The organism is Polymorphobacter fuscus (assembly GCF_011927825.1).
GTDB classification, from domain to species: Bacteria; Pseudomonadota; Alphaproteobacteria; order Sphingomonadales; family Sphingomonadaceae; genus Sandarakinorhabdus; species Sandarakinorhabdus fusca.
In genome coordinates this window covers 15,869-32,314 of record NZ_JAATJI010000001.1, presented here as the reverse complement: position 1 = coordinate 32,314, position 16,446 = coordinate 15,869, and the positions used below count along the sequence as shown (strand labels likewise).

At 63.6% G+C, this 16,446-nt stretch carries 16 protein-coding genes and 1 tRNA gene; 10 read left to right on the top strand and 7 right to left on the bottom strand.

Going from position 1 to position 16,446, the window contains the following annotated elements; translation table 11 throughout:
* Positions 1 to 6: 6 nt before the first annotated feature.
* From GGQ62_RS00155 to fabD, 3 genes are all read right to left on the bottom strand, one after another.
* Positions 7 to 246 (bottom strand): acyl carrier protein, encoded by a 240-nt coding sequence (locus GGQ62_RS00155; RefSeq protein ID WP_152579070.1) that lies wholly within the window; start codon positions 244 to 246, stop codon positions 7 to 9.
* Positions 247 to 352: 106 nt separating this feature from the next.
* Complete coding sequence (gene fabG, locus GGQ62_RS00150; protein WP_152579071.1) at positions 353 to 1,093, bottom strand: 3-oxoacyl-[acyl-carrier-protein] reductase; 741 nt, start codon at positions 1,091 to 1,093, stop codon at positions 353 to 355.
* Positions 1,094 to 1,096: 3 nt separating this feature from the next.
* Positions 1,097 to 2,044: an ACP S-malonyltransferase gene (gene fabD / locus GGQ62_RS00145; RefSeq protein WP_152579072.1), complete on the bottom strand. Its 948-nt coding sequence runs from the start codon at positions 2,042 to 2,044 to the stop codon at positions 1,097 to 1,099.
* Positions 2,045 to 2,334: 290 nt separating this feature from the next.
* On the opposite strand from fabD, the gene GGQ62_RS00140 reads away from it, so the two are divergent.
* A complete protein-coding gene (locus GGQ62_RS00140) occupies positions 2,335 to 3,474 on the top strand; it encodes a tetratricopeptide repeat protein (protein WP_167649409.1) in 1,140 nt (379 codons plus the stop codon).
* A gap of 92 nt (positions 3,475 to 3,566) precedes the next feature.
* Here the strand turns inward: GGQ62_RS00140 and bfr are convergent, their stop codons facing one another.
* The 3 genes from bfr to mutL all read right to left on the bottom strand — a co-directional run bounded on the left by bfr (position 3,567) and on the right by mutL (position 6,234).
* The gene (bfr, locus tag GGQ62_RS00135; protein WP_152579074.1) at positions 3,567 to 4,046 is read right to left on the bottom strand and encodes a bacterioferritin; all 480 of its coding nucleotides are present in this window, start codon (positions 4,044 to 4,046) and stop codon (positions 3,567 to 3,569) included.
* A gap of 125 nt (positions 4,047 to 4,171) precedes the next feature.
* Complete coding sequence (locus tag GGQ62_RS00130; RefSeq protein ID WP_152579075.1) at positions 4,172 to 4,345, bottom strand: (2Fe-2S)-binding protein; 174 nt, start codon at positions 4,343 to 4,345, stop codon at positions 4,172 to 4,174.
* 86 nt (positions 4,346 to 4,431) lie between these two features.
* Positions 4,432 to 6,234, bottom strand: a complete 1,803-nt coding sequence (mutL, locus tag GGQ62_RS00125) for a DNA mismatch repair endonuclease MutL (protein ID WP_152579076.1) — start codon at positions 6,232 to 6,234, stop codon at positions 4,432 to 4,434.
* A gap of 169 nt (positions 6,235 to 6,403) precedes the next feature.
* Between mutL and GGQ62_RS00120 the strand changes: the two genes are divergently transcribed.
* From GGQ62_RS00120 to GGQ62_RS00095, 6 genes are all read left to right on the top strand, one after another.
* A complete protein-coding gene (locus tag GGQ62_RS00120; protein ID WP_152579077.1) occupies positions 6,404 to 7,444 on the top strand; it encodes a rod shape-determining protein in 1,041 nt (346 codons plus the stop codon).
* Positions 7,445 to 7,501: 57 nt separating this feature from the next.
* Positions 7,502 to 8,446 (top strand): rod shape-determining protein MreC, encoded by a 945-nt coding sequence (gene mreC / locus GGQ62_RS00115; RefSeq protein ID WP_167649408.1) that lies wholly within the window; start codon positions 7,502 to 7,504, stop codon positions 8,444 to 8,446.
* Positions 8,443 to 8,994: a rod shape-determining protein MreD gene (locus GGQ62_RS00110; RefSeq protein WP_152579079.1), complete on the top strand. Its 552-nt coding sequence runs from the start codon at positions 8,443 to 8,445 to the stop codon at positions 8,992 to 8,994. Before mreC ends, GGQ62_RS00110 begins: the two co-directional genes overlap by 4 nt.
* Before the next feature lie 10 nt (positions 8,995 to 9,004).
* Positions 9,005 to 11,008 carry a penicillin-binding protein 2 gene (gene mrdA / locus GGQ62_RS00105; RefSeq protein WP_243446697.1) on the top strand — a complete coding sequence of 668 codons (2,004 nt, stop codon included), beginning with the start codon at positions 9,005 to 9,007 and terminating at the stop codon, positions 11,006 to 11,008.
* The gene (rodA, locus tag GGQ62_RS00100; protein WP_152579081.1) at positions 11,008 to 12,111 is read left to right on the top strand and encodes a rod shape-determining protein RodA; all 1,104 of its coding nucleotides are present in this window, start codon (positions 11,008 to 11,010) and stop codon (positions 12,109 to 12,111) included. The genes mrdA and rodA overlap by 1 nt, the downstream gene beginning before the upstream one ends.
* Positions 12,112 to 12,188: 77 nt before the next feature.
* Positions 12,189 to 12,264: transfer RNA gene (locus GGQ62_RS00095), tRNA-Lys, on the top strand.
* Positions 12,265 to 13,070: 806 nt separating this feature from the next.
* On the opposite strand, the gene GGQ62_RS00090 is transcribed toward GGQ62_RS00095, so the two are convergent.
* Entirely contained in the window at positions 13,071 to 14,192 is a 1,122-nt protein-coding gene (locus tag GGQ62_RS00090; protein ID WP_152579083.1) for a trypsin-like serine protease, read from the bottom strand.
* Here GGQ62_RS00090 and GGQ62_RS00085 point away from each other — a divergent pair.
* Genes GGQ62_RS00085 through GGQ62_RS00075 form a run of 3 tightly spaced genes read left to right on the top strand, consistent with a single transcriptional unit; the run spans position 14,191 to position 16,249 of the window.
* On the top strand, positions 14,191 to 14,487 hold the full coding sequence (locus tag GGQ62_RS00085; RefSeq protein WP_152579084.1) for a hypothetical protein: 297 nt from the start codon (positions 14,191 to 14,193) through the stop codon (positions 14,485 to 14,487). The two genes, GGQ62_RS00090 and GGQ62_RS00085, sit on opposite strands and share 2 nt — an antisense overlap.
* A complete protein-coding gene (locus tag GGQ62_RS00080; RefSeq protein ID WP_152579085.1) occupies positions 14,484 to 15,575 on the top strand; it encodes a YcaO-like family protein in 1,092 nt (363 codons plus the stop codon). The genes GGQ62_RS00085 and GGQ62_RS00080 overlap by 4 nt, the downstream gene beginning before the upstream one ends.
* Complete coding sequence (locus GGQ62_RS00075) at positions 15,572 to 16,249, top strand: TfuA-like protein (RefSeq protein ID WP_167649407.1); 678 nt, start codon at positions 15,572 to 15,574, stop codon at positions 16,247 to 16,249. Before GGQ62_RS00080 ends, GGQ62_RS00075 begins: the two co-directional genes overlap by 4 nt.
* The last annotated feature ends 197 nt before the right edge of the window (positions 16,250 to 16,446 follow it).

Below are 16,446 nucleotides of genomic sequence, written 5' to 3'. Positions count from 1 at the left end.
GGCCGCTCAGGCCTTCTGGTTGGCGGCGATGAAGCCGATGGCATCCTTGACGGTCAGGATCTTTTCGGCAGCGTCATCCGGAATTTCAACGCCGAATTCCTCTTCGAAAGCCATCACCAGCTCGACCGTATCGAGGCTGTCGGCACCCAGATCATCGATGAAGCTCGCATCTTCGGTAACCTTGTCGGCTTCGACGCCAAGGTGCTCGACGACGATCTTCTTCACGCGTTCGGCGACGTCGCTCATGGGGGTCCTCTTTCGAATTGCTGCAAGGTTGTAATCAGCCCCTGCGATAGCGGTGCGGCGCAACGCTGACAAGTGCGGAGCGGCACCGCCCGCACCCACCACGCCGTCAGATCATCGCCATCCCGCCGTTCACATGCAGGGTCTGGCCGGTGACATAGCTCGCCTCGCGCGACGCCAGATAGACGACACCCGCCGCGATCTCATCCCCCGACCCCAGCCGGCCCGCCGGTATCCGCCCCAGCAGGGCCGCCGTCTGCGCCTCCGGCAGGGCTTCGGTCATCGGCGACGCGATGAACCCCGGTGCGATGCAGTTGACGGTCACACCGCGCGACGCGACCTCCTGCGCCAGCGCCTTCGACATGCCGATCAGGCCGGCCTTCGACGCCGCATAGTTTGCCTGTCCCGGGTTGCCGGTCACCCCGACCACCGACGTCACCGAGATAATGCGCCCGAAGCGCTGCTTCATCATCATGGGTTTCAGCGCGGCCCGAGCCAGCCGGAATGCTGCCTCGAGGTTGACCCGGATGACCGTGTCCCACTCCTCGTCCTTCATTCGGACCGCCAGATTGTCCCGTGTCACCCCGGCGTTGTTGACGAGGATATCGAGCCTGCCGAGCGCCGCTACTGCGGCCGGAACCAGCGCATCGACCGCCGCTGCGTCCGACAGGTTGCACGGCAGCACCAGCGTCTCGCCGCCGATCTCCGCCCGCAGCGCCTCCAGGGCATCCGCACGTGTCCCCGACAGCGCCACCCGTGCGCCCTGCGCCGCCAGCGCCTTTGCCACCGCACTGCCGATGCCACCGCTGGCGCCGGTCACCAGCGCCGTCATCCCGGTCAGATCGAACATGGCCTAAAGCTCCTTTGCCAGCGCTTCGACGCCGGCCATGTCGCCGGCGCTCAGCATCCGCGCGTCCGGCGTGATCCGTCGCACCATCGGCCCCAGCACCTTGCCGCCGAGTTCGACGAAGGTCGTCACGCCCATCGCCGCCATCGCCAGCACGGATTCGCGCCAGCGCACCGTGCCCGTCACCTGCTCGACCAGCAGCCGCCGGATCTCATCCGGATCGGTCACCACAGCCGCCGTGACATTGGCCACCAGCGGCACGAACGGCGCGCGCAGTTCGGTGCCCGCGAGCGCGGCCGCCATGGCATCCGCGGCGGGCTGCATCAGCGCGCAGTGAAAGGGTGCCGAGACAGGCAGCAGCACCGAATGGCGGGCGCCCTGGGTCTTGGCCAGCGCCATCGCCCGCGCCACGGCCTCGACATGGCCCGACACCACCACCTGCCCCGGGGCGTTGTCGTTGGCCGCGGCACAAACCTGACCGCCGCCGACCTGCGCCGCCGCGTCTACCGCGATCGCGGCCACCGCATCGAACTGCAGCCCAAGCAGCGCCGCCATGGCACCTTCGCCGACCGGCACCGCCGCCTGCATCGCGGCACCGCGCCGACGCAGAAGCCGCGCGGTTTCCGCCAGCCCCACCGAGCCGGCCGCCGCCAGCGCGGTATATTCGCCAAGGCTGTGACCGGCGACGAACGCCGCCTTGTCGGCAAGGCGCATGCCGCCATCGTTTTCGAGCACGCGCAGCGCCGCGATCGACAGGGCCATGATCGCCGGCTGGGCGTTTTCGGTCAGCGTCAGCTGGTCCTCCGGCCCTTCCCACATCAACCGCGACAGATGCTGGCCCAGCGCATCGTCGACCTCCTGGAAAACGGCGCGGGCGACCGGGCTGGTTTCGGCCAAGGCGCGGCCCATGCCGACCGACTGGCTGCCCTGACCCGGAAAGATGAATGCGCGGATGGTCGCCTCCCCTGACGGTTATCGTTATCGGGGCAGCGCTTAGGCGGTGGCGCCGACGCGCGCAACATCTCGCCCGCTCCGTCGAAGGCGACCGCCCGGCCGCCATGGTGATCGCGTGTTGCAACGCCTTGGAGATTCGATAAGTATGCAAGGGCTTGGTGCTGTTTGGGCGTGACGGCATGTGCGATCGTTCATGGTACAGCCACGCGGCCTGTGCGGATATGACGTCGCGCAACACCGTGACCTTCCATATCACCCGGATTGCCACGGTCTTTTGCAAGAGGATGCTCATGAAGCCGAATGTCACGACCAATTTCTTCCGCCTTGGCGTCGCCGCTGCCGCGTTGGTGGCCGCAGTTCCGTCGCATGCCGCGGTGTCACCGGCCGTTGGCAAGGCCCTGAACCAGGCCGCTTCGGCCGCCAAATCGGGCAACAGTGCCGCCGCAATCGCCGCCGTGAAGACCGCGCAGGCCGCTGCCAGCAGTGCCGAGGAAAAGCAGAAGTCGGCGCAGATGGCCGGCTATGTCTATACGCGTGCCGGCCGCTATGCAGAGGCTGCGAATGCCCTGCAGGCGTCCGGCGCGCCGGCCCGCCAGCTGGCGCCGCTCTATTACCAGGCCGGCCAGTATGACAAGGCGATCAGCGTCGCCAGACAGGCAGGCGGGGAGGACATGCAGGTTCTCATCGCCCAGGCGGCCACCAAGCAGGGCCGCCCGGCAGAAGCCGTCAAGGCGTACAACGCCCTCATCAAGGCCAATGGGCCCAAGCCGCTCTATCTCGAAAACCTGGCCGGCGCGCAGTACAAGTCCGGGGACAAGGCCGGCTATCTGGCAACCACGGAAAAGCTGATCCGCGTCGATTCCTCGCCGGCACGCTGGAAAACCCTGCTGATCAACTTCCGTCAGAACCAGATGCGGCCCGAGGCCAAGCTGGCACTTTACCATCTGATGAGCGCCACCAACACGATCGAACGGCCGGAGGATTTTTCCGAGTTCGCCAAGCTGGCACTGGTGTCAAACCAGGCGGGCACGGCGCAGGCCGCCCTCACCCGGAGTGGGGCGCCGACCGACGCCATGTCGCAAAAGGTCGCCCAGGCCGCTGCCGGCATGGTGGCCAAGGCGCCGGCCGAAGCGGTCAAACTGGCTGCCACGCCAGCGACGGCGTTGCGCGGCGGCAACGCCTATCTTGGCCTCGGGCAGTTTCCGCAGGCAATCGCGGCCTATGACAAGGCGATCGCTGCCAATGGCGCCGACGCGGACCAGGCCCGTGTCTTCAAGGGCATTGCGGCCTTGAAGGGCGGCAACGCCAACCTGGCGAAGCAGACCTTCAAATCGGTCTCCGACAAAGCCGGGATGAAGGACATCGCCGACCTCTGGAGCCTGTACGCCACCACGCGCGGCGCCACGGCCCCAGCGGCCAAGGCCGCCTGACGACCTATGTCCCGCGCTGCCGGGACGGCGGCGCGGGCATTTTGTGATTTGCGTACTGGACAGCCCGATCCCGAGGGCGATCGGCCCGGCCTTTAGCTGCCGGCACCTTCCGAATTGAGCTGGATGAAGTTGGCCAAGCCCATCTGATCGATCTGGCTTTTGGCTGTCTCGATGAAGTCGATATGCTCTTCTTCGGCACGCAGGATTTCGGAAAACAGATCGCGGCTCGGAAAATCGCGCACCGTCTCGCAATAGACGATTGCTTCGCGCAGCAAGGCCGTGGCGTCATATTCCAGCGCCAGATCAGCCTCCAGCACTTCGGGAACACTTTCGCCGATGCGCAGTCGGTTCAGCGCCTGCATTCCCGGAAGTCCGTCGAGAAAGAAGATGCGCGCGATCAGCTTGTCGGCGTGTTCCATCTCCTCGATCGATTCCTTGCGCTCATAGGCGGCAAGTTTCGACACGCCGAGATTGTCGAGAAGCCGATAGTGCAGCCAATATTGATTGACCGCCGTCAACTCGCCTTTCAGCACGGCGTTCAGATATTCGATGACCTTGGCGTCGCCGCGCATGACTATTCTCCTGTTGCGCCGGCAGATTTGGGCCAATTTGCCGTGACGGTCAACGCGCAGCGACCGCGCACCTGCAGAAAATGGAACGAAATCAGCCGCTTCTGCGAAGCAGTGTCACTAGCAGCTCAGGCAAAGACCACTTCGCTCGCCACGACCTCGCGTGCGAAGGGCAGGCACTGGCCGCATTTGGGTTTGCATCCCAGACGCGCATAAGCGGTGACCGGGCAATCGCTGCGCGTTGCGCGGGCCGCCTCCCGGACCTGGTTTTCGCGAAGAGCATTGCAGACGCAGACGATCACGATTTGGTGGCCTCGCTCTGGTGTTGCGAAGCGTTATCACCGATCCAAATGGCTATTGCAAGCGATTCGCATGTGCCGTCCGTCGATTATCGTCGGCCGAACAGCCGTTCGATATCGGGTTTGGACAATCGCACCCAGGTCGGCCGGCCATGGTTACACTGGCCACTATGTGGTGTGACCTCCATCTCGCGCAGCAAGGCGTTCATTTCAGCGAGGCCGAGCGCGCGGCCGGCCCGAACACTGCCATGGCAGGCCATGGTCGCCGCGACCGCGTCGAGCCGCTCCTTCAGCGTCACCGCCCGGCCCCAGGCCGCCAGATCGTCGGCGAGATCGCGCACCAGTGCCGCGGCATCGGTGCCGCCCAGCAGCGCCGGCACACTGCGCACCAGAACCGCTGCCGGCCCGAAACCCTCGACTCCCAGTCCCAGCTCGGCAAGCTCTCCGGCGCGGTCGACGATGCGCCCGGCCGAAATCTCGTCGAGCTCGACGATTTCCGGCATCAGCAGCGCCTGCGACGCCACGCCGCCCTGGCCCAGTGCCGCAATCATCCGCTCGAGCGTCAGCCGTTCATGGGCTGCATGCTGGTCCACCAGGATCAGCGCGTCCTCGGTTTCGGCAACGATATAGGTGTTCGCCACCTGCCCGCGCGCCACGCCCAGCGGATAATGCGCCGCTACCGGTGCCGGCGCCGGCAGCGTGCCCAACGCCGCGTCGACCCCGGCCGGCGGCGCAAAGCCCGGCAATTCTGTGAAAATTCTCGGCGGTTCCGCCAATTGGCCGATCGGCGCCCCCCATTGCTGCCCCGCCGCGGCGGCCGGACCCGCGGGGATGGCGGCGGGCGCCCGGAAGGCAGCCAGGGCCACGTCGCTGATCGTGGTCGCGGCACGGTGACCGGCGCCGTCCAGCGCACGGCGCAAGCCCGACACGATCAGCCCGCGAACGATGGCGGCGTCGCGAAACCGGACTTCGGTTTTGGCGGGGTGCACATTGACGTCGACAAAGTCGGCGGGAACGTCGAGGAAAAGCGCAACCACCGGATGGCGGTCGCGCGCCAGCAGGTCCTGATAGGCGCCGCGGACCGCGCCCACCAGCAGCCTGTCCTTGACCGGCCGGCCGTTGACGAACAGGAACTGGTGATCGGCGACGCCGCGATTATAGGTCGGAATTCCGGCCAGCCCGCCCAAGAGGAGCCCCTCGCGCTCCAGATCGATGGCGACCGAATTGTCGGCGAAGTCGGGGCCCAGCAATGCACCCAGCCGCGCAATCTGCGCAGCCGCGCCGCAATCTGCACCAGCCGCGACGGCCAACAACCGCCTGCCGCCGTGGCGCAGTTCGAACCCCACATCGGCGCGCGCCATCGCCAGCCGCCGCACGACGTCGAGACACGCCGCCAGTTCCGACCGCTGGGACTTCAGAAATTTGCGCCGCGCCGGCACCGCCGCGAACAGGCCATCGACCGCCACCCGCGTGCCCGGCGGCGCCCCGGCAGGGCCCTCGGACAAGATACGGCCATTGTCGACGACCAGCATCCAGCCATCGCCATCGCGCGTCCGGCTGGTCAGGGCCAGCGTGGCGACGCTGGCGATCGACGGCAACGCCTCGCCGCGAAAGCCGAGCGTGGCGATCGCCGACAAGTCCCCGTCCGGCAGCTTGGATGTCGCATGGCGTTCCATCGCCAGCCGAATCTGATCGGCGCCCATGCCATGGCCGTCATCGCTGACCGAAAGATGATCGATCCCGCCATTTTCCAGGTCGATCTCGATTCGCCGGGCGCCCGCGTCCAGCGCGTTCTCGACCAGTTCCTTCAAGGCCGCTGCAGGCCGCTCGACGACTTCGCCGGCCGCGATCTGGTTGACGAGCGTGTCGGGCAAGCGGCGGATGATGGGCACGTCCCATGCCTACAGCCGCCGGCGGATCGAGTCACGCGACCAGCCCCTGAAGGATGCGACAAACACCGTGCAGCCGCCTTGCAAAGGCCCCTGCCAAGCGCCTAAAGCCAGCGATGGCTTCGCGGCCCCGCGGTCACCCCCTCCACCCCTGGTCTGGTCCCCTGCCCTCATGTCGTTGTTCAGCCGCATGTTCTCGTTCCTTAGCCAGGATATGGCCATCGACCTCGGAACGGCCAACACTCTCGTTTATGTTCGCGGACGCGGCATCGTCCTCAACGAGCCCTCCGTGGTTGCGATGGAAACGATACGCGGCACCCGCAAGGTCGTCGCGGTGGGCAACGAAGCCAAGGTGATGATGGGCAAGACGCCCGGCAATGTCGAATGTATCCGGCCGCTGCGCGACGGCGTGATCGCCGACATCGACGTCGCCGAGGAAATGATCAAATATTTCATCGCCAAGGTGCATACGTCGCGGCTGCCGCGCTTCCCTGAAATCGTCATCTGCGTGCCGTCGGGGTCGACCAGCGTCGAAAAGCGCGCCATTCGCGACGCGGCCAACAATGCCGGCGCCAGCCAGGTATACCTCATCGAGGAACCGATGGCCGCCGCGATCGGCGCCGGCATGCCGGTGACCGAACCGATCGGCAGCATGGTGGTCGACATTGGCGGCGGCACCACCGAAGTCGCCGTGCTTTCGCTGCGCGGGCTGGCCTATACGACCAGCGTCCGCGTCGGCGGCGACAAGATGGACGAAGCCATCGTTTCCTATGTTCGCCGCAACCACAATCTTCTGATCGGCGAAATGACCGCCGAACGCATCAAGAAGGAAATCGGCACCGCCAAGCCGCCCGCGGATGGCATCGGCCTGACCATGGAGATCAAGGGCCGCGACCTGATGAACGGCGTGCCGAAAGAGATCACCATCAACCAGGCGCAGATTGCCGACGCGCTGTCGGAACCTGTCGCCACCATTGTCGAAGGTGTGCGCACGGCGCTGGAAAATACCCAGCCCGAACTTGCCGCCGACATTGTCGACCAGGGCATCGTCCTGACCGGCGGCGGTGCCTTGCTGCACGACATGGACGTCGTGCTGCGCGAAGCGACCGGCCTGCCCGTTACCGTCGCCGATGATCCGCTGACCTGCGTCGCCATCGGCACCGGGCGGGCGCTGGAAGACCCGATTTACCGCGGCGTGCTGACCACCGCCTGACGCTCGATTGACACGATGAGGCCGGGCGACACCGCAACCCGGCCGGTAGGACGAACGATGGACTGGACGCCCGCGCCCCGAAGGTCGAGCGCCATGCGCCGCGAGCAGAACCTCGCGCTCGTGGGTGCGGTCGTGTCGGGTGCCGTGATTGCAACAGGCGTGCTGTTGCTGCTCGTGGCGCGCGTCAATCCCGATGCCGGCGCCCGCGTGCGCGGCGCATTGCTTGACGTCGTCACGCCGGTCTGGGCCGTGGTGCGTGCGCCGTTCGACGGCGTCGGCCGTGCAATTGCCTGGGGCGGCTCCTATGTTGCCGCCGTCGATCGCAACCGCGCCCTTACGACCGAACTCGCGACAGCCCGGGCCGATCTGCAAAAGGCCGCCGGCGACCAGCTTGCGCTGGCGCAACTGAAAAAGCTCATGAAGGTCCGCCAGCCGGGTCGGACAACCTTGGTGACGGCGCGAATCGTTGCCGCGACATCGGGGTCGGTGGTCCGCACGGCGATGATTGCCGCCGGCACGCGCGACGGCGTCGGCATCGGCCTGCCGGTGATTGCCGCGGAAGGTCTGATTGGCCGCACCATCGAAGCCGGCAACCATTCGACACGGGTCTTGCTGCTCGCCGACCCGGCGAGCCGCATTCCCGTCGTTGTCCAGCGCACCGGGCAGGCCGGGCTTGCGATCGGCAACAACCGGCCGACGCTGGAACTGCGCGATCGCGTCGGCCCGGAAACACCGCTGCGCGCCGGCGACCGGCTCGTCACATCGGGCGATGGCGGTGTGTTCCCGCCAGGCGTCCCGGTCGGCACGATCATCGCCGCCGGTACCGAACCACCGCTGATCCGGCCGGCCGCGACCCCCATGGGCACCGGCTTCGTCAACATCGAGGCAGCCTGGCTCCCCTTGCCGGCGGAGCCGGTCGTCGTGTCACCCAATGTGCCAGTGCCTATCGAAGCGCGCCAAAGCCAGGGCGCGAAGCCGACGGCTTCCACTGGCGCCCAATGATCGACCGCGGCGCACCACCCTTGCGGCTGATGAGCGCGACCGAGCGTCGGCGCTATTTGTTCGGGTACTGGCGGGTTCTGGTGCCGGCGCTCGTCGTCCTTGGGTTGTTGTTCGCCATGACAGCCCCGCTTTTGACCCCGGTGCCCGTCTTCCCGCAACTGGGGCTGCTCGGCATCTTTGTCTGGGCGACCTTCCAGCCGGGGCTGATGCCGCCCTGGGTGGCATTTCTGCTCGGCCTTGTCGCCGATCTGCTGTTCGCCCAGCCGCTTGGCGTGAACGCCACCCTGTTCGCCACCACAGCGGGTTTCGTCCGCGTCTTCGAATCACGCTACGGTCATCATGCCCATGATTTCGACTGGGGCATGGCCAGCCTTGTCGTCACCGTCGCCGCGTTTCTCGGGGCCCAGTTGATGGCCCTCGCCGGACGGCCGGTGCCGCTGCCGCCGCTGGCGTGGCAGGTGGTAACCAGTATCATCGCCTATCCGCTCGTCGTCTGGCTGTGCGCCTATGTCCAGCGGCGTGCGTTCGGGCCGGGAACCGCGCGATGATCGGCGGCAGGTGAGCAACGAGACCAACCGACAGCAGAGCTTTTCCCGGCGGGCATTCGTGCTCGGCGGCGGCATGGCGGCCATCGGCACTGCTTTGATCGGCCGGATGACATGGCTGGCGATCTTCGACGGCGACCAATATCGCCTCGCGTCGGAAAAAAACCGCGTCCAGTTGCGGCTGATTCCGCCGCGTCGCGGCTGGATCGTCGACCGCACCGGCAAGCCATTGGCCATCAACAAACCGGATTATCGGCTCGAACTCCTTCCCGACCAGGTCGGCGACATCGACATCGCGCTGGCACGGGTCCGACAGGTCATCCCGATCAGTTGGGACGACGAGCTGCGGATTCGCGCCGACATTGCCGTCCAGCCATCCTACATGCCGGTCGAAATCGCCCGTCAGCTCGATTGGCCGGCCTTCGCCGCAGCGAATGTCCAATTGTCCGACATGTCCGGGCTGCAACCGGTCCGCGCTTTTGCCCGGGTTTATCCCGACGCCGACCATTTCGCTCATCTTCTGGGCTATGTCGGGGCACCGACCCCGGAGCAGTACAAGCAGCAGAAGGACCCGGTCCTGATCTTTCCCGGTTTCCGTATCGGCAAGGACGGGATCGAACGCAGCGCCGACAAGGCGCTGCGCGGCACCGCCGGCGCACGTCGAGTGGAGGTCACGGCGCGCGGCAAGGTGGTGCGAGAGCTGGAGACCCGCAGCGATACACCGGGGGAGACACTGAAACTCACCATCGATCGCGATCTTCAAAGCTACACGGCCCGGCGCCTCGGCGACAACAGCGCCAGTGTGATCGTTATCGACTGCGAAACCGGCGATGTGCTGACGATGGTGTCGATGCCGGCCTATGACCCCAACATTTTTTCCACGCGCGTGCCATCGGCGTTGTGGAAAGACCTGCAGGAAAATGACCACACGCCGCTCCTCAACAAGAGCGCGATGGGCCTGTATCCCCCCGGATCGACGTTCAAGATGGTCACGGCGCTCGCCGCGCTCGAGGCTGGCATCGCTCCGGACTCGGGGGTTCGCTGCACCGGCGCCTACCGGCTCGGCAACAACACCTGGCACTGCCATTCCCGGCGTGGCCATGGCTTTGTCGACATGCACACCGCCCTTCCCAAAAGCTGTGACATTTATTTCTACGCCTATGGACGGGAAATCGGCATCGACGCGATTGCCGATATGGCGCGGCGGCTCGGGCTGGGACAGAAATATGACCTGCCGCTCGCCGGCCAGGCCGCCGGGATCGTGCCGGACACGGCGTGGAAGCAGAAGCGCTATGGCAAGGACTGGAATGTCGGCGAAACGCTGAACACGTCGATCGGCCAGGGCTATCTCATCGCCAATCCGCTGCAGCTGGCGGTGATGACGGCGCGCATCGCCAGCGGACGCGCGGTGATGCCGCGGCTGATATTGCCGCAAGACAAGGCGACGCCGCAGTTTGCGTCCTTGGGTATCCCGGACGATCACCTCGCCCTTGTCCGCCAGGGCATGTACGATGTCGTCAACGCCGGCATCGGCACCGCCCGCGCCGCGCGGTCGCCCGTGCCCGGCGTGACGATTGCCGGCAAGACCGGCACGGCACAGGTCCGCAGGATCAGCGCTGCCGAACGGCGCAGTGGCGTGAAGCGCAACGAGGCCCTGCCCTGGAAGCAACGCGATCACGCGCTGTTCGTCGCCTTCGCCCCGACCGACAGCCCGCGCTATGCCGTCAGCGTCATCATCGAACATGGCATCGCCGGCGGCCGCTATGCCGCACCGATCGCGCGCGACGTGCTGACCTATTTGTTCGAACCGGAACTGGCGATGAAGGCCCTCGGCCCAATCGAGGCAAAGATGCGCGCCGATCGGGACGCGCGCGAGCGTCTGGCCGCCGCCGCACCCCCACCCGCCGTGCCGGACACAATGATGCCATCGTGGCTGCGCACCGACAATCTCATCCTGCCACCGACGTTTGAAATCGGCGATCCGGATGCGCCTGTCGAACCGCGGAGCGACACCTGATGTTCAACGGCCCATGGCTGCGCGAACTCGGCCGGCTGCCGTGGGGTGTTATTCTTGTCATCGTCGCTCTGGGCAGCTTCGGCCTCGTCGTGCTGTATTCGGCGGCGGGAGGCGCACTGATGCCATGGGCATCGAAACAGGGCATCCGGTTCGCAATCCTGCTCATGGCCATGCTGGGGCTGGCCATGGTGCGGCCCGAAACCTGGATGCGACTGGCATGGCCGATCTACGGCGTCGTGCTGCTGGGCCTGATCGGCGTCGAGCTTCTCGGACACGTCGGCGGTGGCAGCCAGCGCTGGCTCGATATCGGCATCATCCGGCTGCAACCGTCGGAATTCATGAAACTCGCGATCGTGCTGGTGCTCGCCCGCTACTATCAGTCGCTGCCGACAGGGTTTGAAACGCGCCTCAACGCGCTGCTGCCGGCACTGGGCCTGATCGCCGTGCCCGCAGCCCTTGTCATGCTGCAGCCAGACCTGGGGACGGCATTGTCGATCACCTTCGGCGGGGTCGTGGTCATGTTCCTGGCCGGCGTGCGCCTGTGGCTGTTTGTCGGTGCCGGCGTGGCGGCCGCTGCGGCGATGCCGCTCGTCTGGGTGATGCTGCACGAGTATCAACGCAAACGGGTGCTTATCTTCATTGACCCGTCGACCGATCCACGCGGCGCCGGCTATCACATCACCCAGTCGAAGATCGCCATCGGCTCCGGCGGCTTGCACGGCAAGGGCTTTCTGAACGGCACGCAGAGCCACCTCGACTATCTCCCCGAACTCCAGACCGATTTCATATTTGCCACCATGGCGGAGGAATGGGGTCTGATGGGGGGACTTTTCATCATCCTGGGGTTCGGGATCGTTCTTGCCTGGGGGATCGGCGTCGCGCTGCGCGGCAAAACACAGTTCGAACGCCTGCTGGCGCTGGGACTGACATCCACCCTGTTCTTTTATCTTGCCGTCAACATGATGATGGTCATGGGCCTGGCACCGGTCGTCGGCATTCCCTTGCCGCTGATCAGCTACGGCGGCTCGGCCATGATGACCGTGTTGATCCTGCTGGGGATCGTCATGGGCATCGCCCGCAAGAACACAATACCGAAACAATGACACAAAGGCGCATCACAACGCTGGACAAGCCCGTGGGCCACTGCTAACAGCCCGCCTCCACGCACGACGTTGCGCACGGACGTATAGCTCAGTCGGTAGAGCAGCTGACTCTTAATCAGCGGGTCCCAGGTTCGAACCCTGGTGCGTCCACCAATCTTTTCAGTATCTTATGCTGAAATTACTAGCGCCATTCCAACACTCTATCCACTGTCATTCCAACAGGGTTGCTTTGCCTGCGCGCGGCAAATTCACTTTGAAACGGCTAAAAGTCGTGCTGGAGTTGCGATTCCCGACTCCCAGAAGGTGTCCACTGGACGAATTCCGCGGCCATCGTTGAATAGACCAGCCTAACCAAGGACGGGTTTTACACCGCTCTCTGCTGCACAACGCTGGCGATCCATTGGCCTGATTTGTTGATCGGCGCCGAAGCGGTACCCTCTGCTTATTCAGCGCAAGCGCTTTAAGCTGTTCAAGAAAGCCATTTTTAGGGGGGTCCCGATTGGCATCGATCGAGGCCCCGGATAACTTGAGATTCCACAACAGTCGGAGTTACTTAGCGCGGATGTCATGGGGTCCCGCTTCAGCGTCTATCCACACCCTGCTGGCCCTATGCGACCAAATCAAAACCAGCCTCGCCGACGCCACCCAGACCCAACACCACCTCGCCGACGCTATAGTGGAACAGGCCGCCGCCGCGTGACCAAGCGGCGCCCCCTCCACGCCGACCCATGAGCGCCTGCGATTAGGTCATCGACAAAAGTTGCTCGCCGCCACGATGCTGGTCGGCGTTACAAGCGACCGTTCGATCAACATTCGCCTGTCCCGCAAGGGCGTCGCATCAATCGCCAACCCGCCAAAAACGGTAAAGCCATACTCTCTCAAGCTGCATCAAGATTAAAGGCGGCAATGACGCCGGCCGGCGCGTCCAGGCACACCGGAGACACGCGGAGATGAATAGATTATAGCGTGACGCCGCTGGAGGAAGGCGGGTTGCATTGGGGATCACCTGCTGGCGTATTGATACCGCAAATCTGCAAGGGCGCGCCCGGCTGGCCCTGGGCTGCGGCCCACGCCAGTGCCCAGTCCCGAAAGCGCTTGTTTCCGAGCGCTGCAACCAAGCTGTAGCGTCGATCCGACGAGTCAACCAATCGCGCCTTGTTTACGGCAATGATGCGCCGTATCGATGGGAGGCGCTTAGTCGACTTCAAAGTATCTGATTTTCCCGCAGTGAAGAAAACAGCACCGCCACTGTCCCTTTTTGCCAACTGCACCTTATCGTCGGACAAAATTAACATATGCTTGGCGCAAGTCAACAAACTGGGATCGCCGCAATCAGCATACGCATTCTTTTCCGATACGCGTACGGTTTTTGGTCGCGTTGACGACTGGTCGACGGTCACGACGCCGGCACTGAGATCGTCAATCGAAGAAACGGTAGTATTTGAGATTGGCCCAAAACCTGCAATAATTACATCTTTGCCGAGCCATTGATTTTCATCACTGGTATCAATCCGTTCATAAGGCGCGGCGCTCGGGAGATACCGCCCTGCGGCGTAGATGGTATCCACACGGCACAACGCGACATCCGCCGACATATCGTATGGAGTCGAGAAATCGACTTCCCAACCATGGTTTCCCGGGCGCACGGTTTGATATTGTGAAAGGTGCCGGCATGAAATTGCCAAATTCTTGCCACCGAGATTGATCTGGGTGACGACGAACGATGGGTCTGTATCAAAGACGCAATGCGCTGCGGTCAGCAGCACTCGTGGACCGACCGCAGTCAACGTACACGATTCTTTGACATGTGCCGGTTTGACAACATTCAACCGGTACGTGTTAGGCGCTGAGTCCGGCGAGATCGGCACGCCGCCGACAACATCTGGAGATTGAAATGATTTTTGCTTAAAATCAATTTCTTGTCTGCTCTGCGGAGCGTCGCTGCCATCCCCACACGACGAAAGGACCAAGGCCAAGAACACCAAACCCGGCATTGCAATTTCTGATCGATGGTGTTTCATTTTTCTCAGGTTATTTGCTGATTCTGTGTCGGCAAGGCGAAATCGGGGGGGAATCTTCATGACCTACGTTACCGTTACGGCGCAAAATGGTGAAAACTTCATAGCGCTGCCGGAACCAGTTTACATAGTAAAAGTTTCCACGCAGGGATCGCCAGACAAATATGTGGTTACAACATCGGTCTGGGTATACGAAAGCTCAACTCCTGGTTCAGATCTGAATAATGGCTGGCAGACAGTCAAGGCTCTGTATGACGCTAAGGCGATGAATTCTGATAATATTTTGAATGCTGTAGCTTTAGATTCTTTTGACGTCGGCGACGGCAGTCCAGTTCAAACGCAACCCAGAAACCCGTGATTGGCGCCTCATCGGTCATCTCGCTTGAGTTATTGGTGGCTGCGCAACAAGCCAATGTAACCAGAATAGGTGCTGTCACATCGCTCGACCGGTTAGAAATCCCGGTATGGCAGGCCATTCGTCCGGATAGCCGCGCGGTTTCGGTTCACTCGGGGAAAGGATTTACCGACGAAATTGCAATCTCCGGCGCAATCGGGGAGGCGGTAGAAAGCTATGCCGCTGAAACTTGGTGGCAGGCAGATGTGCGCTGTCGATGGGATGAACTAACATTGGCAGCGCGGTCGCCTCGACCTAGCGATTGGTGGCAGACGCCGCTCGATGCGAATAGCAGCCCCATAGATTGGGCCATTGTCGAGCCACTCGCTGGCGCCCCGCTGGCAGTACCGAGCGACGCGATCAGCAACGACTTTACACGGACGCGTTGCGAAGGCCTGGTCGCCAGCAGCGCCGGGCAAGCTGCCGGCATGAACCAAGGTTCGGCTCGATTGGCTGGCCTGTTGGAAGTGATTGAGCGCGACGCCTATCGGCGCTGGCAGGACATGGGCACCGCCGCACGCTGTGCAACCATGCTGCCGAGAACGCAGTTGCCCGATTGCCAGGCCAGCAGGATTATCGCCGATCTTTCAGCGCGCCAATTTTCTATAGCTTTCCATACGTTACCTTCGGTCGTCGATGTGCCCGTTGCGGCCTGCACCCTGCGGGATATTCGCCCCGGATCAGATGCGCCGAGGGTCGCAATCGGCTCGGCTGCTCGGCTCGACCCTGCCGCCGCCATAGATGCCGCTTTCCTCGAGGCAGTTCAGATTCGCGCAACTTGGATATCTGGCAGTCGTGATGACTTAACAGACCCGGGCGATGCCGACGCCGCGAGTGCCCAGGGAGTTGCTTTGCCCCTGCCGCCGGGCATCACCACATCAGCGAAACTGCCGGCTCCGACGGTCGGCGGTGATCCGTTGGCATGGCTGGTGGCACGATTGGTCGGCGCGCGCTTCGTGCGGATCGCAGCTGCTCGCCTCGATGCGCCGGGGCTTGGTGTTTCCGTCGAGAAGCTGTTTGTGCCGGGGTTGATGCCGATGCGATTGGCATGAGCGATGTCATCATATTTTGTGGCCCAACACTCGCAGGGGTTGGCCTGCCTTCCGCCGTACGCCGTCAGCCTCCCGCTGCATTGGGCGATATGCTCGCCGCAGCGCCAAAAGTACCGTCGACTCTAATCTTGATTGATGGGCTTTTTGGGCGCCAGCGTAGCCCTTGGCACAAGGAAATTCTGACCCTCCTTTCGGCAGGTCACCGTGTCGTCGGTGCTGCCAGTATGGGAGCACTACGGGCCTGCGAATTACATCAGTTCGGGATGATCGGTGTTGGGGTGGTGTTTCGAGCCTATCGGCGCGGTGTGCTTATTGACGACGGCGACGTTGCGGTTGCGCATGCGCCGGCAGAATTGGGCTGGCGGCAGCTTTCGGTTGCAATGGTAGATGTGTTGACAGCACTTGGCCGGACTCGCCACGCGGGAGCAGTAGATCATGCAACGGCCTGTGTCATCTATGACCGAGCCCGCGCAATGTCGTTCAAAGATCGTAGCTGGAGCAAAATGCTTGATGGTCTTCCTATTTCTGGCGAGTTGGTGAGAATGTTAGCGGCGGCACCGAGTACAAAGCAGGCTGACGCGCTGCGCGCCGTCGAATTCGCTCTGCACGACTCGCGCTGGCCGTTACCACCACCTGCGCCGCCCTCAACCCGCTGGGAGCGATTTCTACCCTAATCTCGCGTTAAAACGAGAAGTCGATTCGGCCCTGGTAACGCACAAAGCAGCGTGAGCCCTGAGGCAGCCGCGACAGCCAATAGCTCGCCGTCTGAAAATCGATCGCCGCTCGCCAACAGCAACCATCCATTTGCAGCAAGTCGCTCCCCTAAGGCTCTTGCCGTGGACATTGAAGCTGCGAGAGGAAAGCGGTCGAT